Raw genomic sequence first — 25,425 nt, 5'->3', positions numbered from 1 at the left:
TAGCAGAGCGCTACAGTGTCACCCATGACCACCATGCCCACGCGGGTCGACGGCGACCTGTTCGCCGCCGCCAAGTCCAGCGGTGCGGTCCACAGCCGCAGCGCCGCGCAGCAGCTCGCGCACTGGGCGCGGATCGGTCGTGAGCTCGAGGCGTCCACGGGTGTCAGCCACCGTGACGTCGAGGCCGTGCTCGCCGGGGACCGGGCGTACGACGCGCTCGGGGAGCGCGAGCAGGCCGTGGTCCGCGGCGCGTGGGACGAGCGCGTGGCCGAGCGGCTCGCGGGCCTCGACCTCACCGCGACCCTGGCCGCGGACGGTCTCGCGTGGGCGGAGGCCGACGAGGACGGGGCGCTCGTGACGCACGGCGGCACGACCGACCAGCAGTAGGGAGGCGTGCCGAGCCCGGTCCTGCACCTGCTCGCCGGCCCGAACGGGTCCGGCAAGTCGACCTTCGTCGCGGCGGTGCTCGAGCCGGTGACGCACCTGCCGTTCGTCAACGCCGACGTCATCGCGGCGCAGCGGTGGCCCGAGGCGCAGGCGGCGCACGCCTACGAGGCCTCACGGTCCGCGGCCGAGGCCCGCGACCTCATCCTGGCCGAGCGTGCGTCCTTCATCACCGAGACCGTGTTCAGCCACCCCAGCAAGCTCGACCTCGTCGCCCGGGCCACCGCGCTCGGCTACGTCGTCCACCTCCACGTCGTCCTGGTCCCGGAGTCGCTGCCGGTGGCCCGGGTCGCGGCCCGGGTCGCCCGCGGCGGGCACGACGTCCCGGAGCACAAGGTCCGCGAGCGCTACGCCCGGGTGTGGCCCCTCGTCGCGCGGGCGCGGGCGGTGGCGTCCCGGACGACGTTCTACGACAACAGCCGCGCCGCCACCCCGTTCCGGGTGGTGGCCACCTACGAGCGCGGCCGGGTCGTGGGCGAGCCGGCGTGGCCGCGGTGGACCCCGCCCGAGCTCCGCCACTGAGCCCGGGCCGACGACGGGCCCGTTGAGAGGACTCTCAGCAGAGCAGGCGCGGGAGACCGGTCGCTCAGCGGGCTCTCAGCGGTCGGCTGCGACAGTCGGGACCAGCTCGGGGCTCGTCACCGTCCGGGTCCCGACGACCGACCCGCCCCGGAGGCCCCGCCGTGCTCACGACCCTCGCCCTGAACCCGCTCGACCCGCAGAGCCTGCTCTCGAGCCTCGGTGCGCTGGGGGTGTTCCTGGTGCTCTTCGCCGAGACGGGCCTGCTGGTGGGGTTCTTCCTGCCCGGTGACTCGCTGCTGTTCACCGCGGGCCTGCTGTGCACCACGACGGCGACCTCGACGGTGCACCTCTCGCTGCCGGCGGTGCTCGCCGCCGGGGCCGCGGGCGCGGTGCTGGGTGCCCAGGTGGGCTTCGTCCTCGGGGCCAGGAGCGGGCCCGCCCTGCTGCGACGCCCGGGCCGCCCGCGCCTGCAGCAGGCCGCGACCCGCGCCGAGGAGGCGTTGGAGCAGTACGGGACCGGCAGGGCGATCGTGCTCGCCCGGTTCATCCCGCTGGTCCGCACGGTGATGAACCCCCTCGTCGGTGCCCTCGGCGTACCGGCCCGCACCTTCACCGTGTGGCAGGTCGTCGGCGGGCTGGTGTGGTCGCTCGGCGTCACCCTCGCCGGCTACCTGCTCGGCAGCCGGATCCCGAACGTGGACCAGTACCTGCTGCCCATCGTCGCGGCCGTCGTCGTCGTCTCGCTGGTGCCCGTGGCTCTCGAGCTGCGCCGCTCCCGGTCCCGGCGGGCCGTGCAGGACCCGCCCGCGGCATGACCCGTCCCCCACCCGCCTGCGGCACGACCCGTCCCCCACCCGCCCGCCCGACCACCCCCGACCCGGGAGGACCCCCGTGACCGGCATCACCGCGCTCGACCAGCAGTGGTTCGACACCGTCAACCGGCTCAGCCGCGACACCGGGTGGCTGCACGGCCCCGCCGCGCTGTTCGCCACGTACGGCGTGCTGGTGTTCGCCGCCCTCCTCGTCGCCGGGGTAGTCCTCGGCCGCCGGGCGGGGGTGCCGGCCCTGGCCCGGGCGCTGTGGGCCGGGGCCGGCGTGCTGCTCGCCGTGGCGGTCAACCAGCCGGTCGCGGCCCTGGTCGACCACGCCCGCCCGTTCGCCGCCGACCCCGGGGTGCTGACGCTGGTCTCGCGCTCGACCGACCCGTCCTTCCCGTCGGACCACGCCACGATGGCCGGTGCCGCGGCGGTGGGGCTGTGGCTGGTCTCGCGCCGCCTCGGCGTCGTGGCGGCCGTGCTCGCCGTCGTCATGGCCGCCACCCGGGTCTACGTCGGCGTGCACTACCCGGGTGACGTGCTGGCCGGGCTCGTGCTGGGCGGGCTCGTCTCCGGCCTGGGCTGGCTGCTGCTGCTCGGTGCCGTGGTCGGCCTCCTCGAGCGGGCCGCGGCGCACCCGCGGCTGCGGCCGCTGCTGCTGGCCGACGCCGAGCGGGAGCCGGTCGGCAGCCCGACCTGACCCGGGGAGGCAGCAGCGCCCGGGCGGGGTCGCGGCGGGCGGCGGCTACTCTCGTCCGGCGTCGGACCCGGACGTGCCCCCGCGTCCCCGCGGACGGGGCACCCGACCCCTGAGCGAGAGGTGCCGTGGTGGTCGTCCTGGTCGCGTTGGGGACCGTGCTGTCCACGGTGCTCGGCGGTCTGGTCGCGCTGCGCAGCCGCGACCGCCTGCACCTGGTGCTGGGGTTCAGCGCCGGAGTCATCGTCGGGGTGGTGGCCTTCGACCTGCTGCCCGAGATCGCCGAGCTGTCGGCGCGGACGGACACCGCGTTCCGCACCCCCATGATCGGGCTCGCGGCCGGCTTCCTCGGGTTCCACGTGCTGGAGAAGTCGCTGCTGCTGCACCACTCGCACGAGGCCGAGTACGGCGCGCACCACCACCCGACGGTGGGGCTGGCCTCCGCGCTCGCGCTGTCCGCCCACAGCCTAACCGACGGGATCGGCATCGGCCTGGCGTTCCAGGTCAACCCGACGGTCGGCCTGGCGGTGGCGATCGCCGTCATCGCCCACGACTTCGCCGACGGGCTCAACACCGTCGCGCTCATGCTCGCCCACGGCAACGAGCGCGGCCGGGCGCTGGCCCTGCTGGCCCTGGACGCGGCCGCGCCGCTGATCGGCGCGGCGCTGACCCTGCTGTTCACCGTGCCCGAGGAGGACCTGCTCCTCTACCTCGGCGTCTTCGCCGGGTTCCTGCTCTACATCGGGGCCAGCGACATCCTGCCCGAGGCCCACGCCAACCACCCGAGCCGGCTGACGATCCTCATGACCGTGCTGGGCACGGCGGGCATCTACGTCGTCATCAGCTTCCTGCCGTGAGCGTGGGCGCGGTGGCCCCTCGCGTGACGTCGAGGTGACCCCGCGGTGGCTCCCCGCCGCAGCCGCGGTCCTCGTGTGCGGCTGGGGCGGCAACCAGTTCACCCCGCTGCTCGGCCTGTACCGCGAGGCCGGGTACTCCCCGGTGGTCGTCGACGGCCTGCTCGGCGCCTACGTGATCGGGCTGGCCCCCGCGCTGCTCGTCCTGGGCGGCCTGGCCGAGCGGGTGGGGCGCCGGCCCGTGGTGCTGCTCGGCGTGCTCGCCTCGCTGGTGTCGAGCCTGTGCCTGGCCGCGGGCCCGCTGGGCCTGGGCTGGCTGGTGGCCGGCCGCCTCGTCACGGGGGTGGGGGTGGCCTCGGCGATGGCCGTGGGGACGACGTGGGTCCGCGAGCTCACCGACCTCGACCTCCGCACGCCCGGCGACCTCGGGGTGCGCCGCGGTGCGGCCTGGCTCACGGTCGGGCTCGGTCTGGGCCCGGGGGTGGCCGGGGTGCTGGCGCAGTGGGGTCCGGACCCGGAGGTGCTGCCCTACCTGGTGCACGCCGTGCTGTGCGCGCCGGTCCTGCTGCTCGTCCTGCGCGGGCGCGAGACCCGGGGGCGCGGCACGGTGCGGGAGGCGTCGGCGACGGTGTTCCTGCCCGGTGGGCTGCGACGCGTCGCGTGGGTCGTGGTCCCGCTGGCGCCGTGGGTGTTCGGCTCGCTGGGGGTGGCCTACGCGGTGCTGCCGCAGCTGGTGGGTGACCGCCTCGGCTCGCTCGGCCTGGCGTACTCGACGCTGCTGACGGTGTGCGCGCTGGGGGCGGGGGTGCTGGTGCAGCGGGTGGCCCACCGGCTCGACCGGCCGCACGACGCCCGCGCGGCGCTGGTGGCCCTGGCGGTGGTGTGCGGTGGTCTGGTGGCGGCCGTGCTCGCCGCCGTGCTCGTCTCCCCGTGGGTGGCGCTGGGGGCGGCCACCGTGCTTGGCGCCGGCTACGGGCTGGCGCTGCTGGCCGGCCTGCTCGAGCTCCGCCGCGCGGTGGCGCCGGCCGCCCTGGCCCGCGTCACGGGGTGGTACTACGCCCTCGCCTACGTCGGCTTCCTGCTGCCGGCGGTCATGGCGCTGGCCAGCGGTGCGGTCGGCTACGTCGCGATGCTCGCCATCCTGGTCGGCGTGGCGGTGGCCGCGCTGCTCACGGTCCGGGTCCGCTCGACCTCCCCGCTCGCGCCGGTGGCAGACCGGGTCTGACCCCGCACCGCGACGTCCGTCGCCGCGGTGAGCACGAGCTCGACCCCGGCCGGTAGGCGGCCGGTCGCCGGCGGGGTGCCCTAGGTGCGCGGCGCGGTGGGTCCTGGTGTGGTGTGGTCGGCGACGAACGCGGCGGCGAGGTCGCGGACCTTGACGTTGGCGTCCTGCGAGCGCGCGCTGAGCAGGGCGAAGGCCGACCCGGCGTCGATGCGGTGCACGGCCATGAGGATGCCCTTGGCCTGCTCGATGACCCCGCGGTGGTCCATCGCCCGGCGCAGCTGCTCGACGGTCGACCGCGTCGCCGTCAGCTCGGCGTGCTCGGCCAGGCCCCGGCCCACCAGGTCGCCGAGCACCACGAGCCGGTCACCCACGAGGGGGCAGGGCCCGAGGTCCACGCGGCTGTACAGGGTGATCGACCCCCACCGGACGGCGCCGCGGACGAGCGGGGCCGCCAGGCAGGAGCGGACCCCGACGGTCGCCGCGGCCGTACCCAGCTCCAGCGGGTCCGCGGCGACGACGTCCGGCGGCCCGGCGGGCCGCCGCGCTGCGGTGCCGCGGCCGTGCAGCAGGCGGTGGGTGTGCAGCAGCCGGGGGTCGCCGACCACGACCGCGAGCGGGTGCGTCTCCGAGGTGAGCACCACTCCGACGGGGTCGGGCAGCCACCGGCGGGCGACGTCCGCGGCACCGGCGAGCAGGGCCTCGTGGCGGTCCGGCGTCGACACCGAGTGGTTCAACGTCGCCACCGCGTGCCCGAGACCGACCGGGTCGGCCCGCGCCACCCGGGCGTAGGCCACGGGCAGCAGGGCGCACCCCGCGGCGGCCCCGTCGGCCCGCGCGGGTGGGTCGAGCTGCTCGGTCCGGATCATGCTGTCTCCGAATGGGTGTCAGATCAGCGGGCAACCCCCACCACCCGGTGAGCGCGACGAGGGGGGCAGCTCACCGGGTGGGTTCACACCCCGTCGCCCGGTGAGGGTGACGAGGTGGGTCCGGGGCTGCGGGGGCGCGGGCAGCCGGCTCGGGGGCGAGAGTTCCGGTCGGAGGTGGACCCGTCGGCGCTCGAGCGCCGGGAGCTGCTGCGTGGGGGGCGACGCGGCGCGGTCCAGGCCGGGTCCACAGCGGGGCGGGCCGGTCGGCCCACCCTGGTCGTGCCGGGAGAGCAGACCACACCGGTCGTGGTGTGCGCAACGAGGTTGCCCACAGGTGCGTGTGCCGCGCTCCCGGTGCCGGGACCGGGTCAGCCGGGAGGACGCCCCAGCTTCGCGCGGTACATCGCGCCGTCCGCCTCCCGCAGCAGGTCGGCGGGGTCGGGCACGGGGCCGTCGGACGTCGCGCTGCCGATGGAGACGGTCACCTCGATCGCGCGGTCGTCGAGGCTCACCGGCGTGGCCAGCACGGCGGCGACCCGCTGGGCGATGATGCGGGCGCGGGCCGCGTCGGCGCCCTCGGCGATGACCGCCAACTCGTCCCCGCCGAGGCGGGCGACGGTGTCCCCGGGCCGCACCGTCTCGCGCAGCCGGTCGGCGACGGCGACGAGCACCGCGTCGCCGGCGTGGTGGCCGTGGCGGTTGTTGACCGCGGCGAAGTCGTCGACGTCGCAGAACAGCACGGACAGCGGCGATCCCGTGCGCCGGTGCCGGGTGGCCCCGTGGGCGAGCCGCTCGAGGAAGAGCGTGCGGTTCGGCAGGCGGGTGAGGGGGTCGTGCAACGACGCCAGGCGCAGCTGCTCGGCCAGGGCGTGGTGCGCCGTCTCGTCCTCCACGTGCATCACCAGGTGGGCCGCGTGCCCGGCGGTCGCGCGGATCGTGGCGGTGGACACCCGGACGGGCACCCACGCCGCCCCCGCGCCGCGCAGCCGCACCGGGACCACCGCCGACGTGGCGGGGCCCTCGCGCAGCAGCGAGCACGCCGCGGACGCGGCGCACAAGTCGTCGGGGTGGGTGACGTCGAAGAGCGTGGAGCCCGCGAGGTCGGCCGGGGCCACCCCCAGCAGCCGGGACAGGGCGGGGTTCACGGCGAGGAGCACGCCGTCGAGGTCGGTGAGCGCCATGCCGACGGGGGCGTCGGCGAAGGCCGCCGTGTAGTCCTTCGCCCCCGGTGTCGGCAGCGTCCCCGCCCGGTGCGTCCGCACCCGGTCGAGCAGGCGGGTCGCGGTGCGCCGCACGGTCGGGACCACCCGGGTGATCCGGGGCGCGCCGCTCGCCGTCGGCCGGGGTGCGTCGGGGTCGATCGACATGGGGTGCTCCTGGGGCGCGGGCGTCGGGACGCGACCAGGGGCAGGGGCAGCACCGACGACGCTAGCCGTCGCACCGGCGCGGTGCTGGCGGAGCACCGACGCCGGAGGGGCCGCCACGGCCCGGCGCGAGGCGGGTCCCGCCGTCGCTGTGGGAGGGTGACGCGTCCTCCTGGGGTGGCCGCCTGACCACTCGTGCCAGGACCGTCCACCCCGAGGAGTCCCGCGACCGTGCCCGCCGCCGAGGTCCGGGCCCGGCTGCCCCGGGGGGCCTGGTTCGCCGTCGCGTCGACCGCGCTGCTGCTGGTGTTCGTGTCCGCCGGGACGCCCATCCCGCTGTACAACACCTACCGGGGCGGGGACGGGCTGACCAACGCCGACCTGTCGGTCGCCACGGCCGCGTACCTGTCGGCGGCGGCGGTGTCGCTGCTGGTGCTGGGCCGGCTGTCGGACCACCTGGGGCGCAGGCCCGTCGGCGTCGTGGCGCTGCTCGTCTCCGCGCTCGGCCTGGTGGTCCTGCTCGGGGTGGACGGCCTGGAGCCGCTGCTGGGCGGGCGGCTGCTGCAGGGCCTGGCCATCGGGATGGCCTCCAGCGCGCTGGGGGCCTACGTCGTCGACTGCGCCCCCGAGCGCCGGGCCTGGCTGCCCGCGGTGGTCACCACCGCCGCGCCGCTGCTCGGCATCCCGCTGGGGGCGCTGCTCTCCGGCGCCCTGGTCGACGACGCACCCGATCCCCGTCAGCTCACCTACTCCGTGGTGGCCGTGCTGCTGGTCGTCGTGGCCGGGCTCGTCGCCCTCGGGCCGGAGACGGTCCCGCGCAGGGGCACCCGGCGCGGCAGCGTGCGCCCGGCGCTGGCCTCGCTGCGGCCCCGCGTCCTCGTCCCGGCCGGGGCCGGCCGGCCGCTGCTGGCCATGGCCGGGTTGATCCTCTCGGTCTGGTCGCTGGGCGGCTTCTTCCAGGCGTTCGGCCCCGCGATCGCGCAGCAGCAGCTCGGGTCCGACGCGTCGTTGACCGCGGGGGCGGTGTTCGCCTCGTTCTCGCTGCTGGCCGTCCTCGGTGGTCCGCTGACCGCGCGGGTGCGACCCGACCTGACCATGCGCGTCGCCGTGCTCGCCTACGCGGTGTGCCTGGGCGGGATCCTGCTGACGCTGCGGGCGGGTGCGGTGGTCCCGTTCCTGCTCGTCAGCCTCGCGGCCGGCGTGGCCACGGGCGCGGCCCAGACGGGCGGGATGCGGACCCTGCTCGCCCGGACCTCGGCCGCCGACCGCGCCGGGCTGCTGTCGACGGTGTTCCTGCTGAACTACAGCAGCGCCGCGGTGCCCAGCCTGGTCGCGGGACGGCTCACGACGACGTTCGACCTGGTGCAGATCGCGTCCGGCTACGTGGCTCTCGCCGCCGTCGGCATCGTGGCCGTGCTCGTCCTCGCCCGCCCTCCCCGGCACCCGGCGTAGCCCGCGTGCCGGGGGAGCGCCCCGTGGGTCACGGCGTCAGTGCTGGAGGTCCTCGGTGGGCAGGTCGCCCAGGGCGCCGAAGCTGGCCAGGTACGGCTCGACGTCCCCCGAGGTCACCCAGGAGCGCAGCTGGGCCGCCGAGCGGCGCGTCATCAGCGCCCGGGTCAGGTCGAACTCGGAGGCGGTGAGCACCAGGCCGGGCTCGCCGTCGTGGGTCTCGTGGGTCCAGGTCTCGCTGACCAGGTGCACCGGCGCGAGACCGGCGTCGGACACGGCCTGGTCGAAGCCGTCGGCCATGCGGTCGCGCAGCGCGGCGAGCCCGGCGGTGTCGCGCGCGCCGGCCACGTCGAGGGCGCCGCGCAGGTCCTGCTCGTGGATGATGACGTCCCCGAGCGGGCGGGTGTTGTTCTCCCGCATCCACTCCTGGACGGGCTCGGTCATCGTGCGCCACTCGGCGTGCAGCGCGTCGCGGTCCCGGCCGCGGCGGGCGTCGACCTGCGCCTGGGTCCAGGCGTCGAGGTCCCCGTCGTCACCCGTGCCGGCCAGGATGTCCGCGTCGACCCCGATCATGTGGGCGAGCAGGTCCTGCGCCGTCCAGTCCGGGCACGCGGGGACCCGCACCGCGAGCGCCTGCTCCGAGAGGCCCCCGGTCAGCTCGATGACCCGTGCCTGTGCTTCTGCCCACTCCGTCGTCGCGTCCATGCGCCCATCCTGGCGTGGGCCGCTCGGCGGTGCGAGCCGACCCCGCTGCCGCATGCCCGTTGCGTCGGGCGGCGCGGCGTGCCACAGTATTCCTGACCGAACGTTCTGTATTCGTCAGCACGACGCGGGTGCGAGAGCGGGCACGACCGGACCCCCCTGGAGGAACCGTGACCACGACCCCCGACGCCCCCGCCGTGCCCGAGGCCGACCTGCAGGCCGGGTTCGACGCCACGATCGCGCGCCACGACCGCATCGAGCCGCGGGACTGGATGCCGGAGGGGTACCGCTCCACGCTGGTCCGCCAGATCGCCCAGCACGCCCATTCCGAGATCATCGGGATGCAGCCGGAGGGCAACTGGATCAGCCGGGCGCCGTCGCTGCGCCGCAAGGCGATCCTGCTGGCCAAGGTGCAGGACGAGGCCGGGCACGGGCTCTACCTGTACTCGGCCTGCGAGACCCTCGGCGTCTCCCGCCAGGAGCTGACCGAGAAGCTGATCGCCGGCAAGCAGAAGTACTCGTCGATCTTCAACTACCCCACCCTGTCCTACGCCGACGTCGGCACCATCGGCTGGCTCGTCGACGGCGCGGCCATCGCCAACCAGGTGCCGCTGTGCCGCACCTCCTACGGGCCCTACGGCCGGGCCATGGTGCGGGTGTGCAAGGAGGAGTCCTTCCACCAGCGCCAGGGTTACGAGCTGCTTGCGACGATGATGCGCGGCACCGACGCCCAGCGGGCCATGGTGCAGGAGTCGGTGGACCGGTTCTGGTGGCCCGCGCTGATGATGTTCGGCCCGCCCGACGGCGACTCGCCCAACACCGCGCAGTCGATGGCCTGGGGCATCAAGCGCGACACCAACGACGAGCTGCGCCAGAAGTTCGTGGACATGTCCGTCCCGCAGGCGGAGGCCCTCGGCGTGACGTTCCCCGACCCGGACCTGCGCTGGAACGCCGAGCGCGGTCACCACGACTTCGGCCAGCCCGACTGGGACGAGTTCGCGGCCGTGGTCCGGGGCTCGGGCCCGTGCAACGCGCAGCGGCTCGCGCACCGCCGCCGCGCGCACGAGGACGGCGCCTGGGTCCGCGACGCCGCCACGGCGTTCGCCCGCCGGCAGCAGGACGCGTCGTGACGCGGAAGGACGGCTCCGCCGACGGCGCCGGCCAGGACTTCAGCGCCGACGGTGGGCACGGTGCGGTCCCGCTCGACGGCGTGCCCACCGGCCTGGGGGAGGAGCCGTCGGGGGAGTGGCCGCTCTACGAGATCTTCGTGCGCGGCAAGCGGGGCCTGAACCACGTCCACGTCGGCTCGCTGCACGCGGCGGACGACGCGATGGCCCTGCGCCACGCCCGGGACGTCTACACCCGCCGCAACGAGGGCGTCAGCATCTGGGCGGTGCGCTCCGACGCGGTCGCGGCGTCGAGCCCGGACGAGAAGGACCCGCTCTTCGCCCCGGCGGGGGACAAGGTCTACCGCCACCCCACCTTCTACTCGATCCCCGACGACGTCCCCCACATGTGAGGAGGGTCCCGTGAGCCACGACGGAACCAAGGACCACGGCTCGGTCTACGACGGCCTCACCGGTGACGACGCGGGGTCCTCGGACGCGCAGTGGGCGTTCGGCACCGACTTCGAGGACCCGCTGGCCGGCGTCGACACCACGATCCCCGACGGGGTCGACGCGGCGACGCTGGCCCAGTACTGCCTGATGCTCGGTGACGACGCGCTCGTCTACGCCCACCGGCTCTCCGGGTGGGCGAGCAACGCGCCCGACCTCGAGGAGGACATCGCGCTGGCCAACGTCGCGCTCGACCTGCTCGGGCAGGCCCGCCTGCTGCTGGCCCGCGCGGCCGCCGCCGACGCCGCCGTGGTGCCGGTGCTGCCCGCCGGCTCGCCCGTGCCCGCGGAGGACGCCCTGGCGTTCTTCCGCGACGAGCAGGCGTTCCGCAACGTCCGCCTCGTCGAGCCCCCCAACGAGGACTTCGCCGTGAGCACCGCACGGCTGCTGGTCTTCTCGACCCACCGGCTCGCCCTGCTGCAGCGCCTCACCACCAGCCGCGACCCGGTGCTCGCCGCGATCGCCGCGAAGGGCGTCAAGGAGCTGCGCTACCACCGCGACTACGCCGGCCGGTGGTTCCTCACCCTGGCCCGCGGCACCGCGGAGTCCCGCCGGCGCCTGCTGGCCGGCCTCGACCTGGTGTGGCCGCTGCACGACGAGCTGTTCGAGGCCTGCGACGTCGAGCGGGCCGCCGCGGCGCAGGGGTTCGGGGTGGACCCGTCGGTGCTCGCCGACGAGGTCGCCGTGCTGCTGGAGCAGGTGTTCTCCGTCAGCGGGGTCGACCGGCCCACCGTGCCCCGCACCGGCGCGGTCAGCGGCGGCACCGGTCGCCACGGCCGCCACACCGAGGACATGGGCCGGCTGCTCGCCGAGATGCAGGTGGTGGCCCGGGCGCACCCGGAGGGCCGGTGGTGACCGCCGACGGGGTGACCGCCCCCCGCCTCGCCGAGGCCCGCGCGCTCGCCGAGCAAGTGCGGGACCCGGAGATGCCGATGCTGACCCTGGCCGACCTCGGGGTGCTCCGGGCCGTGGAGCAGGACGGCGACGCCCTCACCGTCACCATCACCCCCACCTACTCCGGGTGCCCGGCCATGGCCACGATGCGCGACGACCTGGTGCACACCCTGCGCGACCACGGGTTCCCCGACGTCCGCGTCGCGGTCAGCCTGCACCCGGCGTGGTCCAGCGACTGGATCACCGAGCGGGGGCGGGCCGCGCTGGTGGCGCACGGGATCTCCGCCCCCGGCCCGGCCCCGCGGCACGACGGCCCGGTGCCGCTGACCCTCGTCCCCACCCGGCGGCCGCTGAGCTGCCCGCGCTGCGGGTCCGACGAGGTGCGGGTGGTCTCGGAGTTCGGCCCCACCGCCTGCAAGGCCGCCTACCGCTGCACGGCGTGCCTGGAGCCGTTCGAGCACGTGAAGGAGATCTGAGCATGGCCCGCACGGCCTTCCACGAGCTGCGGGTGGCCGCGGTCGAGCCGCTGACCGACGACGCGACCGCCGTGACCTTCGAGGTGCCCGCCGAGCTGGCGTCCACCTTCGCCTTCCACGCCGGGCAGTCGCTGACGCTGCGCCGCACGGTCGACGGCCAGGACCACCGCCGGTCCTACTCCATCTGCGCCCCGGCGGGTTCCGCGCCCCGGGTGGGGGTGCGGGAGATCCCCGACGGGCTGTTCTCGAGCTGGTTGGTGCGCGGTCTCGCCGTCGGTGACGTCGTCGAGGTGGCGCCGCCCACGGGCAGCTTCCGGGCCGACGCCGCCGAGGCGGGCCGGCACCTGTGCATCGCGGCCGGCTCAGGCATCACCCCGATGCTGTCCATCGCCACCACCGTGCTGGCCAACCCCGGCTCCCGCGTCACGCTGCTCTACGGCAACCGGACCTCGCGGTCGGTCATGTTCGCCGAGGAGCTCGCCGACCTGAAGAACCGCTACGGCCCGCGGCTCGACCTGGTCCACGTGCTCTCCCGCGAGCCGCGCGACGTCGAGCTGTTCTCCGGCCGCCTCGACGCCGACCGGCTGCGGCGGCTGCTGACCACGCTGGTGCCGGTGCGCAGCGTCGACCACGTCTGGCTGTGCGGGCCGTTCGGGATGGTCGGCGACGCCCGGGAGGTGCTCACCGAGCTCGGGGTGAGCCCGGAGAAGGTGCACGCCGAGCTGTTCTTCGTCGACGAGCCGCCCCCGGAGGTGGCGCGCCGCGACGACGTCGTCAAGGGCGACACCAGCGAGGTCACCCTCGTGCTGGACGGCCGGACCACCACCGCCGCCTCCCCGAAGGCCGAGTCCGTGCTCGACGGCGCGGCCCGCACCCGCAACGACCTGCCCTTCGCCTGCAAGGGCGGGGTGTGCGGGACGTGCCGGGCGCAGCTGGTCTCCGGCGAGGCCGACATGCGCCGCAACTACGCGCTCGACGACGACGAGGTCGCCCGCGGCTACGTCCTGACGTGCCAGACGTTCCCGGTCTCCGACGCCGTCACGGTCGACTTCGACGCCTGACCACGCTGGACCGTCCTAGCTGGACGGGGCCGATCCGGTGGCACCGGGGCGGTCGAGGCCGTCGAACACCAGGGTCGTCACCCACCGCGCGAGCATCGTGCCGTCGACCGGCCCGCCGGGGCGGTACCACTCGACCAGCGAGTTGACCATGCCGAACACCAAGCGGCTGATGACCTCCGGCGGCACGTCCGCGCGCAGCGACCCCTCGTCCACGGCCGCGCGGACGAGCGTCGCCAGCTGCTCGCTGACGTGCCGCCGCCGCGCGAGCGCCCGGCGCTCGACCTCGCTGTTGCCCCGCACCCGCAGCAGCAGCGTCACGGCCGGCAGGTGGTCGAGCAGGATCTGCACCGACTCCTCGATCGCGGTGCGCAGCCGCTGGTGCGCGCTGGTGCCCGGGGCGGCCCGGGCGGCCGCGTCGACGGCCACGGCCAGCCCGTCGAGCGCCTCGTCCAGCGCGGCCGAGAGCAGCGCCTCCTTGCTCGGGACGTGGTGGTAGATGGCGGACTTCGTCAGCCCCAGCTCCGCGGCGAGAGCCCCGATGCTGGTGGCCTCGTAGCCCTTCGCGATGAACAGCTCGATCGCGCGGCGCAGCACCGTCTCCTGGTCGTAGCCGGGACGGCCCCGGCGGGGCGCAGCCGGCGGCGGGGCGGGGGAGGACACCGGGGGATCGTCGCACGGGGCCTCACCCGGCGGGCCGAGGTGAGCGCGACCGGGTGGCGTCCTCGACGACGGTGCCGCCGCCCAGGACGTCGAGCAGCCGCAACCGCTCGGCGGACCCGGTGCCCGGGGTCGCGGTGTAGACCAGCAGGATCTGCGAGTCCTCCTGCGCCGAGAGCTCCTCGCAGTCGAGCTCGAGCGTGCCGACGACGGGGTGCAGGAACGTCTTGCGGTGCGGGCCGGGCCGCCACGCCACGTCGTGCTCGGACCACATCGACGCGAACTCCGCGGAGGTGGCCAGCAGGGCGTCGACGAGGGCGCGTCCCCGCGGGTCACGGGGGTGTCGGCCGGTGGCGAGCCGGAGCACCGCGACGTAGGAGCGGGAGTACCGCTCGTGCTCCGCGACCGGGTGCAGGTCCCGCTCGCGGGGGTCGGTGAACCAGCGGTGGAACCGCGACCGGTCCGGGTCACCGGGGGCGAAGCGGGACTCGTCGCCGAGCAGCGCGACCGCGGACCCGTTCTGCGCGAGCACCTCCCCGAGGTCGTTGGTGACCATCGCCGGGGTGTCGAGCCGGTCGAGCACGCGCCGCACCCCGGGCGCGACGTGGTCGGAGCGGACGTCGCTGCGCGGCGGGGCGTGGCCGGCGAGCCGGTAGAGGTGGTCCCGCTCGACCAGGCTCAGCCGCAGCGCGCGGCTCAGGGCGGCGAGCATCCCGGGGGAGGGTTGCGGCCCCCGCTGCTGCTCCAGGCGGGTGTAGTAGTCGCTGGACATGCCCGTCACCATCGCCACCTCCTCGCGGCGCAGCCCGCTGGTGCGTCGCCGTGCGGTCCGGGCCAGACCCACGTCCTCGGGCTGCAGCGCCGCACGGCGGCGGCGCAGGAAGTCGGCGAGCAGCTCACGGTCCACGGGTCCCATCCTCGGCCGCGCGGCCACCGTCAGCCAGGGACCGCGGATCCCTGGGTGGACAGGTCTCTTCACGGGCGTCGTCCGGGGGCGCACGGTCGGGGACATGAGCAACGACAACCACACCCCGACGGCCCTCGTCACCGGCGGCAGCCGCGGCCTCGGCCGCGCGACCGCCCTGGCCCTCGCCGACGCCGGGGTCGACGTGACCATCACCTACAACAGCAGCGCGACCGACGCCGAGCAGGTCGTCGCCGAGATAGGGTCCCGGGGCCGCCGCGGGGCGGCGCTGCGGCTCGACGTGGCCGACGTCGCGTCGTTCGGCCCGTTCGCCGACCGGCTGCGCGGCGAGCTGGCCGGCGGCACCCTCGACGTCCTCGTCAACAACGCCGGCACCGGGCTGTACAGCCTGCTGCAGGACACGACCGAGGCCGAGCTCGACGAGGTCCTCGCCGTCCACCTCAAGGGGCCGCTCTTCCTCACCCAGGCCCTCGAGCCGGTGCTGTCCGACGGCGGACGCATCGTCAACATCTCGAGCGCGCTGACGCGGATGACGTTCGCGCGGTCGGGCCCCTACGCCGCAGCGAAGGGGGCGTTCGAGGTGCTCACCCGCTACCAGGCGCTGGAGTACGGCGGCCGGGGCATCACCGCCAACGTGGTCGCCGCCGGGGCCGTCCCCACCGATTTCGGCGGGGGCCACCTGCGCTCCGACCCCGCCCTGCAGCAGGCGATGATCGACGCGGCCGCACTCCGGCGCCTGGCCACCCCCGAGGACGTCGGGCGTGCCGTCGCCGGGCTGGCCACGGCCACGGGCGGCTGGATCACCGGCCAGCGCATCGAGGCCTCCGGCGGCGCCCGGCTCTGACCCGGCGGGTCGGGCTGAGCAGGGACGGCGCGCCCCGGTCCACGTCCGGCAGTCGTGGGCTGGGGCGCAGCAGTTAAGTTACAGGTGTTGCACGTAACGGATCAGCGGCTTAGCGTCGGTGCACCAGGCGCGACCCGGCGCCCGGACGACGACGAGGAGGCACCGTGACCGCATCGGCCGAGGACCTGATCACGCGGAGCGAACCGTTCCTGACCTCCATCCGGAACCGGACCGCCGGCGCGGAGCTGGAGGGGTGGCTGAACACCCACCACGGCCCGGGGACCCCGGTGTGGGACGACCTGGCCGCGATGATCACCGACGGCGTCGAGCAGGGATGGGCGGCCCACGAGGAGGTGGGCGGTCCGGCCTACCGGCGCAGCCGCATCGCCCAGCCGCAGGAGCGCCTCAGCTGGTTCAGCATCACCGCGGTGTACATGAGCAGCGTCCCGGCCTTCCGGGGCGAGTACCACCAGCACCCCTACGGCGAGATCAACATGGTCGTGCCGCTGGACCGCGACGCACAGCTCGGGGGCCCGCGCGGGTGGCAGGGCGCCGGGTGGACGGCGCCCGAGCCCGCCAGCCACCACTACCCGGAGGTGCGCGGCGGCGCGGTCATCGCGCTGTTCTTCCTCCCCGCCGGTCGCATCTTCTACGACATCACCGCCCCGGACGCGGCCTGACGATGGTCGAGGTCAGCCCCGCGCCCGCGCGGGACCCCGACGTGTCGGGCGGTCGGACCGCCACGTCCGTCAGCGACGCGCTGCGCACCCGGCGCAGCGTGCGCGCGTTCCGGCCGACCCCGGTACCGCTGCGCGTGGTGGAGCAGCTGGTGGGTGCGGCGGCGCTGTCGGCCAGCAACTCGAACGTGCAGCCGTGGCGGGTGCACGTGGTCCTCGGTGAGGCCAAGCGTCGGCTCGCCGAGGCACTGTGGGAAGCGCTCGACCACGAGGAGCGCGAGGTCCAGCCGGGGTACGAGTACCAGCCCGAGCCCGAGGCGTGGCCCGAGCCGTTCCGCACCCGTCGCACCGAGTTCGGTCAGCAGCTGTACCAGCAGACCCTGGGGGTCGACCGCGCCGACAGCGCCGGCCGGGCCCGCCACCACCGTCGCAACTACGAGTTCTTCGGCGCCCCGGTGGGTCTCGTCCTCACCGTCAGCGCCCACCCGCTCGACAGCGCGCTCATCGACGCCGGGATGTTCCTGCAGGCACTGATGCTCTCGGCCCGCGAGCACGGCCTCGACACCTGCCCGCAGGCGTCGTTCGTGGACTTCCACGCCGTGCTGCGGCGACACCTGGGGATCGCCGACGACGAGATCGTGGTGTGCGGGGTCGCCCTCGGGCACGCCGACCCCCGCGACCCCCTCAACGCGCTGACCACCCCGCGGGAGCCCCTGTCCGACGTCGTCACGGTCCACGGTGAGCCGGGTGCCGGTGCCCCGTGCCCGGGTCCGGCGGGACCATCCGGCTCGTAGGGTGCAGGCCGTGGAGCAGCCGCAGGCGGAGCAGGAGACGACCGCCGACGCGCGGCCCGGGTCCCCGCGCACCAGCGCGGGTGGCCGCCCGCGCGACGCCAGCCTCGACGAGGCCATCATCCTCGCCGCCCGTCGCCGCCTCGTGGTCGACGGGTTCTCCGGGATGACCCTGGGCGACGTCGCCGCGGACGCCGGGGTGTCGCGTCCCACCATCTACCGACGGTGGGCCGGCAAGCTCGAGCTCGTCGTCGACGCCCTCGACTGGGGCTTCCGGGCGCAGCTGGCCAGCACCACCGAGCTCGACCCGACGGCGATGCCGCCGCGGGAGGCGTTCGGCGAGGCGGTGCGCCGGGTCGACCCGTGCTTCCACAACCCGGACGCGATCGTCCTGCAGGGCGGCTTCATCGGGGAGCAGCCGCGCAACCCCGAGCTGCTCGAGCTGCTGCGTGACCGCGCCGTGGTGCCCCGCACGGCGCTGCTGCGCGACGTGCTCGAGCACCTGCAGGAGCAGGGGCACGTGCGCGACGACGTCGACCTCGACGTCATCACCACCCTGTGCTTCGGCAGCTTCTTCGGCGACTTCCTGCAGGGGGGCAGCGGGGGCCGCGACCTCGCCGACCGGGTGACCGACACGCTCTGGCGGACCATCGCCACGGGCCCGGCGGACTGACGGCCCGGCAGGTCCGTCGGGCGCTCCCGCCGCCGGGCCCCGTGGCACGCTGTGCGCCGTGCCGAGGAAGCCGCACCGCCCTGCACCGGCCGCGGTGCCGCACCCCAAGGCCCGGCCCTGGCCGGCGGGACACGTGCCGACGCCGTTCCAGCGGGCGGTCATCGACGTGGTGGCGGCCCTGCCCCCGGGCGACCTGGTCACCTTCGGCGAGGTGGGGGAGCTGGCGGGGCGGGAGATGGGCGGCCAGGCGGTGGCCAACGTGCTGCGCGGGATGCCTGACCTGCCGTGGTGGCGGGTGCTGCCCGCCGGTGGCCGGCTCTACGGCGACCTGGCTGCGGTGCAGGCGCCGCTGCTCCGGGCCGAGGGGCACGGCGTCGACGAGCACCGACGGGTCCACCCGCGTCCGGAGTAGACGGAGCCAGGGTGTGAAGAGGTGCTCAGGAGCAGGGGGCGACGAAGGACAGGGGGAGCAGGTCGGCCACGGCGACGCTGCGGACCCCGTCCGGTGTGGGCAGCAGGACCCGCGCGCCGGGGTGCAGGTCGAGCAGGACCTGACGGTCACGGCCGCAGGGGGACTGGGGTCCGCGCCCGTGGTTGCCGACGGCGACGACGGTCGTGATGCCCCGAGCCCCCTGTGCCCGGGCGGCCCCGAGGGCGACGAGCTCGGCGCACGGCCCGCCGGTGAAGTGGTAGAGATTCACGCCGACGAAGCACCGGCCGTCAGCCGCCCGCACGGCTGCACCCATCGTGTGCACGCCGTCCTCGTCCGGACCGGCGTCGGTAGCGGCGTCGATGCAGGCCCGGGCCAGCTCGACCAGCTCGTGCTCAGCGGCGTCGAGCTCGCGGGCGGAGGGCAGCGCGGTGCTCACCGTCCCAGTGTGGCGGTCTCTGTGGGGATACCGCACGAGACCGGTCGACGACGCGCGCGCCACGACCCGTCACGGTCGGTCCCCGCTGCGACCCCGGTGAGCGTCGTCCGCCCGTGGCGACCGGTAGAGGTGGCGCATGTGCCGGACGACCAGGACGAACCCGACGGCGACGGCCACGACCCACACCGCGTAGCCGACCTGCTTCACCGGACCTGCCGGGGCGACGAGGCCCACCGCCAGCGCGGCAAACCCGGCCGCGAGGAGCAGCAGCCGCGTGCGGGCGTGGCCAGGGATCGCCGTCGTGCTCTCCTCCGGCGGCTCGGTGCTCAGGACGAGGTGGTCGCTGGGCCGGGTGGGTGATCGCACGTAGGCGGCCCGTTCGGAGATGAACGAGACGTGGAGGGTGACGTGGTCACCGTCGGCGAGATCGAGCTTCCTGGTGGGGCTCGTGTGCTGGGCGTCGCGGACGACCGACACCGTGTGCTGCCCGGCGCCGAGCTGGCTGGATAGGGACTGTCCGCGCCCGAGCTGACCGGCGGCGCTGCCGTCGATGCTCACGGTGTAGGTGCCGTGCCGTCCCCGCAGCTCGGCCGAGCGGACCACCGTGATCCTCGCGCCCATGCTCACGCCCCTGTCCCGGATCTCTGCCGCGCCAGGTGCTAGCTGGTGCACAGTCCAGCGGGTGTCCCTGGGCGGGTGTCGGTGGTGACGACAGCACTGTGTCATCACCGGGAGGTTCGGGACACGTGGTCGGTGGGCTCGTCTCGCGGTCGTTCGTTTGGGGGAGCCGGGCGCGAGAGGGTTAGCGTTGCTGAAATGACGTTGAACCAGGTCAGGCGCGGAAGTGGCCCACCGCTGTTGCTCGTGCACGGTCTAGGCGCGGGTTGGCGGTCGTGGGCCCCGCTCATCGACCAGCTGGCGCAGCACCGTGAGGTGATCGCGGTCGACCTGCCGGGGTTCGGCGAGACGCCACCGCTTTCCGGCGAGGTCTCGATCGCGACCCTGACCGACTCCGTCGTGGACTTCATCCGCGAGCAGGGTCTGGACGGGGTCTCCACCGTCGGCCAGTCGATGGGCGGTCGGATCGTGCTGGAGCTGGCACGGCGGGGGATCGGCGGCGACACGGTCGCGTTGGACCCCGGTGGCTTCTGGAGCGACCGCGAGCGGCGCGTGTTCGGAGCGACGCTGAAGCCGTCGGTCGCCCTGGTCCGGGCGCTGCGGGGCAGGGTGCCGTTCCTGCTCGGCAACGCCGTGGGCAGGACCGCGCTGCTGGCGCAGCTGTCCGCACGGCCCTGGGCGCTCTCGCGCGAGACCGTGCTGCCGGACGTGCTCGGGCTGGCGGAGGCCCCGTCGACGGGCCCTGCGCTGGACGCGTTGATCACCGGGCCGAAGCAGGAGGGCGCGCCGGCAGGCACCGCGCCTGGCCGCGTCACCATCGGGTGGGGGCGCCGTGACCTGGTGACCGTGCCGAAGCAGGCGCAGCGGGCGTGCGAGCTGTTCCCCGACGCGGTGCTGCACTGGTTCGAGCGGTGCGGTCACTTCCCGCAGTGGGACGCGCCGCAGGAGGCCACCCGGCTGATCCTGGACAGCACCGCCTGAGACCGGCCGCTCGGCGCCAGAGGCGACGCATCCGTCGCCTCCGGCCGAGGAAGTCGGGGTGAGTTCGGCCGGGGACCGCGCATCGCTGGCTGGGTTCGCGGCCGTGCGTGGCCGGTGGTGACCTCGCGGCCGTGCTCGTCGGCTGCAGGCCACCGACCTCACGGTTGCCCGCCGTCCGGAGATGCCCGCTCGGTGTCCGCGAGGGCACCACCACCTAGACCGACACGTCGATGTTCTCCACATCCGGCCGGTCGCGGTCTCCGGCCGGTCATGACCTTCCCCGGGACGGTCGGTCGGGAGCGAGTGGCCCCTGGCGCGACCGCCTCGCTCTGTCGCGAGCACTGGAAGGCGCGAACCGGTCAATCCGCCACGCCCAGTGCGTTGCTCTGCGACGATCACATTGTCAACACTGACAAACGAGGGGACCGCAGTGCCGCAGCAGCAGGGTCCGGACGGATCGTGGCACTGGGTGGACGGGCCGCCCCCTGGTGCCGGACCCGTCCCACCGCCCCCCGGCCCGGGCGCGCCGGTCAAGAAGAGGCGCCGTCGTTGGCCATGGGTGGTCGTCGCCCTGCTCGGCGGGTTCATCCTGATCGGCGCCCTCGCGCCGAAGCCCCCCGAGCCTGCGCCCGCCGCCGACACGGCCGAGACCACCCCAGCGGACACGCCGTCGCCGACCACGACTGTCCCCACCACCGCTCCCTCAGCGCTGCCGACCACTACGACGACTGCTCCGCCACCGACCACCACTCTGGCGCCGCCGCCCCCGACGACAACCGTCGAGACGCCCTTCGTCAACACCCCCGATTACACACCGCCGCCCACCACCGAGGCGCCATACGTTCCGCGGCCGACCTACTCACCGCCGGCCGCCGGGGGCGGAGCGATCCGCTACGCAAGCTGCGCTGAAGCGATGGCAGCAGGAGCTGCCCCGATCTACGCGGGTGAGCCCGGTTATCGCAGCGGCCTCGACCGCGACGGTGACGGCATCGCCTGCGACAAGTAGCAGTCGCGGCAGCTCAAGGCCGACGAGCGGGACCTCGGAGGGCCCGTCGAGTGACGACTACGGGGCGGCTACTCCCAAGCCGCACCAGTGGCGAACGCCCATGGGGCGAGGCTCCCGTGGACCGCCTGGTCTCTGAGGACTACCGATCGTAAAACTGGATGTTGACCCGTGGAACCGACGCCCACCACTCGTCTACATTGCTTACTTGTCCTCCATGTTGCGCAACTGACGCGTTCAATCAGCACTTCGATTTCTCTCTGTCCAACGCGTTCCGACACGGCGTCAGGATCGTTGCACTTCGGAGGGGATCTCCGTCTGCCGCTTGACGTCGCAGGCGAAGGTCAGCGTCTTGGACTCCGGCCAGCTGTCAAAGAACCCCGGCGAGTTCGACTCCCAGATGTCTCACGACCCGCCCAGTCGGTTGCCGAGCTGGCCGGCGTCCGGGCTGACTGGTCGACTCACTTTGGGTTTGCGCTCGGTGGTCATCAACCGTCCACGCCCCTGGTTGGCTTTCGCACCCGTTCATCAGCTGTAGGGGTCGCACACAGGTCCAGTGATGTATCCGGCTTCGCACCCGTTCTTCGTCTGAATGTCGCTGGACGACGGGGCACGACCGCCCGCGACGCCGGGGTCGAGGTAGCCCTGGTACTCCGAGCAAGATGGATTGAAGATCCCCGCTGACACTGCACGTCCCCCGCAGCCGGGACCGCTGTCCTCGGACTGAGGCAGGGGACCCTGGCCGCACCGGTCGTAACCCGAGCACGGCTCCGGCCCCTGCGTCGGCTCCGTCGTCGTCTCGGGCGTGTAGGTCGGCTCGTCGGTAACGGTGAGCTCAGAGGTCGGCTCGGCCTCGGCCTCAGTGGTCGTGACCACCGGCGCGACCGTCATGGTCGTGGTCGGGACTGTCGTGGTCACCACCGGCGTGGTCGTCGTCGTTGTGACCGTCGTAGACGTGGTCTGCGGTGCAGACGGTTCGCTACTCGCGCCGCAACCCGTCAGCAGCAGCATGCTCGCGAACGTCGTCACCGCCTTGCGCACGTGGTCCCCCAACCGTCTCGTGTCGGGCGCAGCATGCACGAGCTCAGCCGCGATCGGTAGGTCCAACACCGATACCGAGTACCGCCCGCGCTTCCGCCGACAGCGCGTCGGGTTCTCGCCGCCGTAACCGGCCCACCGCTCGCAACGGTCCGCAACCGCCGTGGCATCGGGTTACCGGTCGGTGCCGCCGATGGGCTCCCGGCCTCTGGACGCCGCAGGGACTAGCGGGAAAAGGACCGGGAGGTGTGGGTCTGTGGCCGATCAGCGAGGTCGTCAGCTCATTGCTCGCCTCACTCGCGGGCGCCCTGGTCGAGCTGCTGGTCGCCACCACGGGCGAGGCTGTTGCCCGGGCCACGCTGGGCCGGGTCATCCTCGACGCGCAGCTCGCCGGGGACACGCCGGGCCCCGCGTCGCCCGGCGCACCACCGACCGCGCCGACCTAGGCCTCGTGGCGAGGCACGTACCGCCAGCTGTAGCGGCCCGCCCCCTAGCAGGGGGCCAGCCCGCAACCCATCCGTGGACGATGCCTCGCCGCGAGGCTCGTCGAGCCAGCGCAGCACCGGACCACCCAGGTCCGTCCCGACCCCGGTGGGGGCCAGCCAGGGGCGGCGTGCACCGCGCCCGTTCCGCGCCCGCGACGCACCCCCCACCTCTCGACCCGTCGCGCCCCCCGCGGGCCCGGGTCCCACGCGTGAAAGACCACCCATGAGCGTCAAGATCGACCGACCCCGCTCCGAGGCCACCGCCGCCGCGCAGGCCGCCCGCGTCCCCGTCGGAAAGTCCGCCGCGGACAACCGCACACGACCGACGACGGGCGCAGCACCTACGAGACGAACCTCGCCAAGACCCACGGCCTGGCCGACCAGCTGCGCCGCCCAGGCCGACGAGCAGGTGCTCGCGCAGGCCAAGGCGCTCGCCGCCGAGGTGGGGTCCGGCCCTGCCGACCACCCCGCCGCGGGCACTGCCCGCAAGGCCGGCCGCCACCTGCCCCGCAAGGAGTGGGCCGTGGCCGTCGCGTCCCGGGTCCTCGCCACCGCCGCCGCCTCCGGGGTCAAGGCCCTGACGGTGGGCAGCATCGACGTGCCGAACCCGGTCGCCCCCGGCGTGGTGCCGCTACCGGACAACCCGCAGCGGATTATCGACCTGCTCGCCAACCGGGTGCCGCTGGGCTCCGGGTCCTGCTCCTACCTGCGCCAGACGGTGCGGACCAACAACGCCGCCCCGGTCGCCGACCACGGCATCAAGCCGACCAGCGTCTACACCTTCACCGAGGTGGAGGACTGGGCCCGGGTCGTGGCGCACCTGTCCGAGCCGATCCCCGAGCGCTACCGCGCTGACTTCGACGGCCTGGTCCAGGTACTTGAGGGCGTGATGCACCGCGGGGTCCTCGACGCGCTCGAGGCGCAGGTGGTGGCCGGCGACGGCATAGGGGCGAACCTGACCGGGATCCTCAACACGTCCGGGCTCGTGGTGCAGCCGTTCGCGACGGACCTGTTCACCGCCGTCCGCAAGGCCCGCACCACCCAGGCCCTCGCCGAGGGGCCCCCAAGGCGTGGGTCTTCCACCCCGCCGACGCCGAGGTCATCGACCTCGCCAAGGAAGGCTCCGGGCGCTACCGGGCCGCGGACGGCGCGCTCGAGAACGTCTCGGCACCCTGCCCAAGATCGTCTCCCGGTCGGTGCCCGCCGGCACCGCGCTGCTCGGCGACTTCACGCAGCTGTCCCTGTTCGTCCGCGAGGACGTCAAGCTCGACGCCGACCGCTCCGGGGCCAACTTCACCCGCAACGAGGTGGTCCTGCGCTCCGAGGGCCGCTTCGGCCTCGGCGTGCTCCGCCCGCAGGCCTTCGTGAAGGTCGCCCTGGCCTGACCCACCGACCCGGCGTCAACGTCACCCCGCCACGAGCGGGGAGCGATGGTGGCGAGGCTCCCCTCCTTGGGCGGTAACCCTGCTCTGGGCCCTAGACCCACCAGCGCCGAACACGACCCCCGCACCCGGTGGTGCGGGGGTCGTGGTGCGTTCGCGTCTGCTTGGACACCCGCAACGAGTCGGTGCTCCGGTTTAGCGTCTCGACCATGCTGATGAGCGAAGAGCGGTGGCGGTCGATCCAGGAACACCGAGTGGCGAAGACCGGGTCCGGTAGCGGTCGCGCGCCGACCGTGGTGGTACGCGCCCTGCTCACCCTGGCGGCACCGGACGTCGACGACATTCGGGCCTCAACCCTCGCGGAGCACCTGAGCGCCGACGAGGTCACCACATGGCGCGCGGCCTGGCTCATGCCGGACGCCCTCGTCTACGTCGAGGCGTCCGAGCACTGCCCCGGCATGGAGTGGGCAAGCAGTCCGGCCAGCGAGACGTGCAAGGCGATGACCAGCTGGCGGCGTCCGCTGGTGAGCATCGATCACGTCGAGTTGGACGGGGTTCCGTTCAGCGGGGACCAACACTGGGACCAAGGGTTCGATCGGCCGTGGCGGTTCGACGCCCGGGTCATCTTCCGCGACGGGTACGAGCTGCGACTGCCGCTCGCTCAAGCCACCCAGCAGGGGTTCGACGAAGAGCGCGAAGAGCGGTTCTGGGACGAGCTCAACAAGGCCTGGACCCCGTAGAAGGTGCTCAGCGCGGTCCCTGAATGGCTACAGATTGCGCAATCGGCGGGTGCCGTGTTGGGCGGGTCTGGTGCGCTGGTTGCGCTGCTCGTGCTCCTGCGCGACCGTCGCCGGTATCGGACCGAACGCGCAGAGCGGGACGCAGTGCAGGCCCGAGGCGTGATCGTCGAGGTGGGACACCAAGGCGAGATGCGACTGTCCTGGCAGGCTCGAGTGACCAACCACAGTCCAGGCGTCATCCTCGACGTAGTTGTTGACCCGCCACCGAACAGTCGCCGAACCGAATGGCGACTCATCAGCCGTGACGAGGGGTGGTTCCAGTTCGGCGACCAGTGGCGAACGATCCCCCCGGGCGGTGTAGTCACGACCGAGTTCACCTGCATCGACCCGGTGGAGGGGCTCACCGACGCGGCCGACGCGAGAGACTTTTTCGCCCACGAGACGACGGTCCACTTCACCGACGCGGCCGGTCTGTACTGGCGCCGAACCGGCTCACAGCAGCCCGTCGTGGAGGGCCCAGAGTTCTTCGCGGACGGCAGTCAGGACCGGCCCAACCCGATCCGCCGCGGTCTTCAGCGATTCGGGTTGGGCCGCGGATCTCCCGGGTTCTGAGACGGGTCTACTGCCCGCGGGTGCGCCGGCGCAGCGAGGTGCGCAGCGACTCCGGCCGCATCCCTACCCGGCGGGCGATCTCGTCGAGCGGCACCCCGTAGGCGACAGGTGGTCGTGCTCGGCGAGCCGCCAGGCCCGCCACGAC

32 protein-coding genes and 1 pseudogene are annotated in these 25,425 nt (G+C 74.3%); 24 read left to right on the top strand and 9 right to left on the bottom strand.

Annotated features, from left to right (window positions below):
• Positions 1 to 24: 24 nt before the first annotated feature.
• The 6 genes from ACYVOF_RS00465 to ACYVOF_RS00440 all read left to right on the top strand — a co-directional run bounded on the left by ACYVOF_RS00465 (position 25) and on the right by ACYVOF_RS00440 (position 4,557).
• Positions 25 to 387 (top strand): TA system antitoxin ParD family protein, encoded by a 363-nt coding sequence (locus tag ACYVOF_RS00465; RefSeq protein WP_460863264.1) that lies wholly within the window; start codon positions 25 to 27, stop codon positions 385 to 387.
• A gap of 6 nt (positions 388 to 393) precedes the next feature.
• A complete protein-coding gene (locus tag ACYVOF_RS00460; RefSeq protein WP_460863262.1) occupies positions 394 to 966 on the top strand; it encodes an AAA family ATPase in 573 nt (190 codons plus the stop codon).
• Positions 967 to 1,127: 161 nt separating this feature from the next.
• Positions 1,128 to 1,781, top strand: a complete 654-nt coding sequence (locus tag ACYVOF_RS00455) for a DedA family protein (protein WP_460863260.1) — start codon at positions 1,128 to 1,130, stop codon at positions 1,779 to 1,781.
• 76 nt (positions 1,782 to 1,857) lie between these two features.
• The gene (locus tag ACYVOF_RS00450; protein WP_460863258.1) at positions 1,858 to 2,481 is read left to right on the top strand and encodes a phosphatase PAP2 family protein; all 624 of its coding nucleotides are present in this window, start codon (positions 1,858 to 1,860) and stop codon (positions 2,479 to 2,481) included.
• Positions 2,482 to 2,606: 125 nt separating this feature from the next.
• Positions 2,607 to 3,335, top strand: a complete 729-nt coding sequence (locus ACYVOF_RS00445; RefSeq protein ID WP_460863256.1) for a ZIP family metal transporter — start codon at positions 2,607 to 2,609, stop codon at positions 3,333 to 3,335.
• A 34-nt stretch (positions 3,336 to 3,369) separates the two neighbouring features.
• The gene (locus ACYVOF_RS00440) at positions 3,370 to 4,557 is read left to right on the top strand and encodes an MFS transporter (RefSeq protein ID WP_460863254.1); all 1,188 of its coding nucleotides are present in this window, start codon (positions 3,370 to 3,372) and stop codon (positions 4,555 to 4,557) included.
• An 80-nt stretch (positions 4,558 to 4,637) separates the two neighbouring features.
• Here the strand turns inward: ACYVOF_RS00440 and ACYVOF_RS00435 are convergent, their stop codons facing one another.
• Together ACYVOF_RS00435 and ACYVOF_RS00430 are read right to left on the bottom strand one after the other, a co-directional pair.
• The gene (locus tag ACYVOF_RS00435) at positions 4,638 to 5,423 is read right to left on the bottom strand and encodes an ANTAR domain-containing response regulator (protein ID WP_460863253.1); all 786 of its coding nucleotides are present in this window, start codon (positions 5,421 to 5,423) and stop codon (positions 4,638 to 4,640) included.
• A 368-nt stretch (positions 5,424 to 5,791) separates the two neighbouring features.
• Entirely contained in the window at positions 5,792 to 6,790 is a 999-nt protein-coding gene (locus tag ACYVOF_RS00430) for a diguanylate cyclase domain-containing protein (protein ID WP_460863251.1), read from the bottom strand.
• Positions 6,791 to 7,018: 228 nt separating this feature from the next.
• Between ACYVOF_RS00430 and ACYVOF_RS00425 the strand changes: the two genes are divergently transcribed.
• On the top strand, positions 7,019 to 8,239 hold the full coding sequence (locus tag ACYVOF_RS00425; protein WP_460863248.1) for an MFS transporter: 1,221 nt from the start codon (positions 7,019 to 7,021) through the stop codon (positions 8,237 to 8,239).
• A gap of 36 nt (positions 8,240 to 8,275) precedes the next feature.
• Here ACYVOF_RS00425 and ACYVOF_RS00420 read toward each other — a convergent pair whose 3' ends face one another.
• Positions 8,276 to 8,941, bottom strand: coding sequence for a maleylpyruvate isomerase N-terminal domain-containing protein (locus ACYVOF_RS00420; RefSeq protein WP_460863246.1), 666 nt, complete (start codon positions 8,939 to 8,941; stop codon positions 8,276 to 8,278).
• Between the two features lie 167 nt (positions 8,942 to 9,108).
• Here ACYVOF_RS00420 and paaA point away from each other — a divergent pair, with 167 nt between their 5' ends.
• From paaA to paaE, 5 genes are all read left to right on the top strand, one after another.
• Complete coding sequence (gene paaA / locus ACYVOF_RS00415; protein ID WP_460863245.1) at positions 9,109 to 10,068, top strand: 1,2-phenylacetyl-CoA epoxidase subunit PaaA; 960 nt, start codon at positions 9,109 to 9,111, stop codon at positions 10,066 to 10,068.
• Positions 10,069 to 10,160: 92 nt separating this feature from the next.
• Complete coding sequence (gene paaB, locus ACYVOF_RS00410) at positions 10,161 to 10,457, top strand: 1,2-phenylacetyl-CoA epoxidase subunit PaaB (RefSeq protein ID WP_460863481.1); 297 nt, start codon at positions 10,161 to 10,163, stop codon at positions 10,455 to 10,457.
• A 10-nt stretch (positions 10,458 to 10,467) separates the two neighbouring features.
• A complete protein-coding gene (paaC, locus tag ACYVOF_RS00405; protein ID WP_460863242.1) occupies positions 10,468 to 11,409 on the top strand; it encodes a 1,2-phenylacetyl-CoA epoxidase subunit PaaC in 942 nt (313 codons plus the stop codon).
• Positions 11,410 to 11,420: 11 nt separating this feature from the next.
• Positions 11,421 to 11,924, top strand: coding sequence for a 1,2-phenylacetyl-CoA epoxidase subunit PaaD (gene paaD / locus ACYVOF_RS00400; RefSeq protein WP_460863241.1), 504 nt, complete (start codon positions 11,421 to 11,423; stop codon positions 11,922 to 11,924).
• Between the two features lie 2 nt (positions 11,925 to 11,926).
• The gene (gene paaE, locus ACYVOF_RS00395) at positions 11,927 to 12,985 is read left to right on the top strand and encodes a 1,2-phenylacetyl-CoA epoxidase subunit PaaE (protein WP_460863238.1); all 1,059 of its coding nucleotides are present in this window, start codon (positions 11,927 to 11,929) and stop codon (positions 12,983 to 12,985) included.
• Positions 12,986 to 13,000: 15 nt separating this feature from the next.
• Here paaE and ACYVOF_RS00390 read toward each other — a convergent pair whose 3' ends face one another.
• Both ACYVOF_RS00390 and ACYVOF_RS00385 read right to left on the bottom strand, forming a co-directional pair.
• A complete protein-coding gene (locus tag ACYVOF_RS00390; RefSeq protein ID WP_460863236.1) occupies positions 13,001 to 13,645 on the bottom strand; it encodes a TetR/AcrR family transcriptional regulator in 645 nt (214 codons plus the stop codon).
• A gap of 22 nt (positions 13,646 to 13,667) precedes the next feature.
• Positions 13,668 to 14,558 carry a helix-turn-helix transcriptional regulator gene (locus ACYVOF_RS00385; protein WP_460863235.1) on the bottom strand — a complete coding sequence of 297 codons (891 nt, stop codon included), beginning with the start codon at positions 14,556 to 14,558 and terminating at the stop codon, positions 13,668 to 13,670.
• Between the two features lie 94 nt (positions 14,559 to 14,652).
• Between ACYVOF_RS00385 and ACYVOF_RS00380 the strand changes: the two genes are divergently transcribed.
• The 5 genes from ACYVOF_RS00380 (at position 14,653) to ACYVOF_RS00360 (ending at position 17,964) form a co-directional block, all read left to right on the top strand.
• Positions 14,653 to 15,411, top strand: a complete 759-nt coding sequence (locus tag ACYVOF_RS00380; RefSeq protein ID WP_460863233.1) for an SDR family NAD(P)-dependent oxidoreductase — start codon at positions 14,653 to 14,655, stop codon at positions 15,409 to 15,411.
• A gap of 164 nt (positions 15,412 to 15,575) precedes the next feature.
• A complete protein-coding gene (locus ACYVOF_RS00375; protein ID WP_460863231.1) occupies positions 15,576 to 16,091 on the top strand; it encodes a 4-hydroxylaminobenzoate lyase in 516 nt (171 codons plus the stop codon).
• Positions 16,092 to 16,093: 2 nt separating this feature from the next.
• Positions 16,094 to 16,882 (top strand): nitroreductase, encoded by a 789-nt coding sequence (locus tag ACYVOF_RS00370; RefSeq protein WP_460863229.1) that lies wholly within the window; start codon positions 16,094 to 16,096, stop codon positions 16,880 to 16,882.
• Positions 16,883 to 16,892: 10 nt separating this feature from the next.
• Entirely contained in the window at positions 16,893 to 17,552 is a 660-nt protein-coding gene (locus ACYVOF_RS00365; protein ID WP_460863226.1) for a TetR/AcrR family transcriptional regulator, read from the top strand.
• 58 nt (positions 17,553 to 17,610) lie between these two features.
• Positions 17,611 to 17,964: an MGMT family protein gene (locus ACYVOF_RS00360; RefSeq protein ID WP_460863225.1), complete on the top strand. Its 354-nt coding sequence runs from the start codon at positions 17,611 to 17,613 to the stop codon at positions 17,962 to 17,964.
• 25 nt (positions 17,965 to 17,989) lie between these two features.
• Here the strand turns inward: ACYVOF_RS00360 and ACYVOF_RS00355 are convergent, their stop codons facing one another.
• Both ACYVOF_RS00355 and ACYVOF_RS00350 read right to left on the bottom strand, forming a co-directional pair.
• Positions 17,990 to 18,421, bottom strand: a complete 432-nt coding sequence (locus ACYVOF_RS00355; RefSeq protein ID WP_460863223.1) for a cytidine deaminase family protein — start codon at positions 18,419 to 18,421, stop codon at positions 17,990 to 17,992.
• Positions 18,422 to 18,490: 69 nt separating this feature from the next.
• On the bottom strand, positions 18,491 to 19,042 hold the full coding sequence (locus ACYVOF_RS00350) for a hypothetical protein (RefSeq protein WP_460863221.1): 552 nt from the start codon (positions 19,040 to 19,042) through the stop codon (positions 18,491 to 18,493).
• 195 nt (positions 19,043 to 19,237) lie between these two features.
• Here ACYVOF_RS00350 and ACYVOF_RS00345 point away from each other — a divergent pair, with 195 nt between their 5' ends.
• Positions 19,238 to 20,020, top strand: coding sequence for an alpha/beta fold hydrolase (locus ACYVOF_RS00345; protein ID WP_460863218.1), 783 nt, complete (start codon positions 19,238 to 19,240; stop codon positions 20,018 to 20,020).
• 559 nt (positions 20,021 to 20,579) lie between these two features.
• The gene (locus ACYVOF_RS00340) at positions 20,580 to 21,026 is read left to right on the top strand and encodes an excalibur calcium-binding domain-containing protein (RefSeq protein ID WP_460863217.1); all 447 of its coding nucleotides are present in this window, start codon (positions 20,580 to 20,582) and stop codon (positions 21,024 to 21,026) included.
• A 525-nt stretch (positions 21,027 to 21,551) separates the two neighbouring features.
• Here ACYVOF_RS00340 and ACYVOF_RS00335 read toward each other — a convergent pair.
• Complete coding sequence (locus ACYVOF_RS00335) at positions 21,552 to 22,034, bottom strand: hypothetical protein (RefSeq protein ID WP_460863215.1); 483 nt, start codon at positions 22,032 to 22,034, stop codon at positions 21,552 to 21,554.
• Between the two features lie 275 nt (positions 22,035 to 22,309).
• Between ACYVOF_RS00335 and ACYVOF_RS00330 the strand changes: the two genes are divergently transcribed.
• From ACYVOF_RS00330 to ACYVOF_RS00310, 5 genes and pseudogenes are all read left to right on the top strand, one after another.
• Positions 22,310 to 22,507, top strand: a complete 198-nt coding sequence (locus tag ACYVOF_RS00330; protein ID WP_460863214.1) for a hypothetical protein — start codon at positions 22,310 to 22,312, stop codon at positions 22,505 to 22,507.
• A gap of 262 nt (positions 22,508 to 22,769) precedes the next feature.
• Positions 22,770 to 23,546: pseudogene (locus ACYVOF_RS00325) on the top strand (phage major capsid protein); the annotation flags it as partial.
• 70 nt (positions 23,547 to 23,616) lie between these two features.
• On the top strand, positions 23,617 to 23,931 hold the full coding sequence (locus ACYVOF_RS00320; protein ID WP_460863212.1) for a phage major capsid family protein: 315 nt from the start codon (positions 23,617 to 23,619) through the stop codon (positions 23,929 to 23,931).
• A 206-nt stretch (positions 23,932 to 24,137) separates the two neighbouring features.
• Positions 24,138 to 24,668 carry a hypothetical protein gene (locus ACYVOF_RS00315; RefSeq protein ID WP_460863211.1) on the top strand — a complete coding sequence of 177 codons (531 nt, stop codon included), beginning with the start codon at positions 24,138 to 24,140 and terminating at the stop codon, positions 24,666 to 24,668.
• A gap of 3 nt (positions 24,669 to 24,671) precedes the next feature.
• Positions 24,672 to 25,280, top strand: a complete 609-nt coding sequence (locus ACYVOF_RS00310; protein ID WP_460863209.1) for a hypothetical protein — start codon at positions 24,672 to 24,674, stop codon at positions 25,278 to 25,280.
• A gap of 7 nt (positions 25,281 to 25,287) precedes the next feature.
• Here ACYVOF_RS00310 and ACYVOF_RS00305 read toward each other — a convergent pair whose 3' ends face one another.
• Complete coding sequence (locus ACYVOF_RS00305) at positions 25,288 to 25,422, bottom strand: hypothetical protein (protein ID WP_460863208.1); 135 nt, start codon at positions 25,420 to 25,422, stop codon at positions 25,288 to 25,290.
• Positions 25,423 to 25,425: the final 3 nt, after the last annotated feature.

Source organism: Rhodococcus aerolatus (assembly GCF_054783215.1).
Note: the sequence above shows the minus strand (reverse complement) of the source record. Positions and strands in the feature narration are given on the sequence as shown.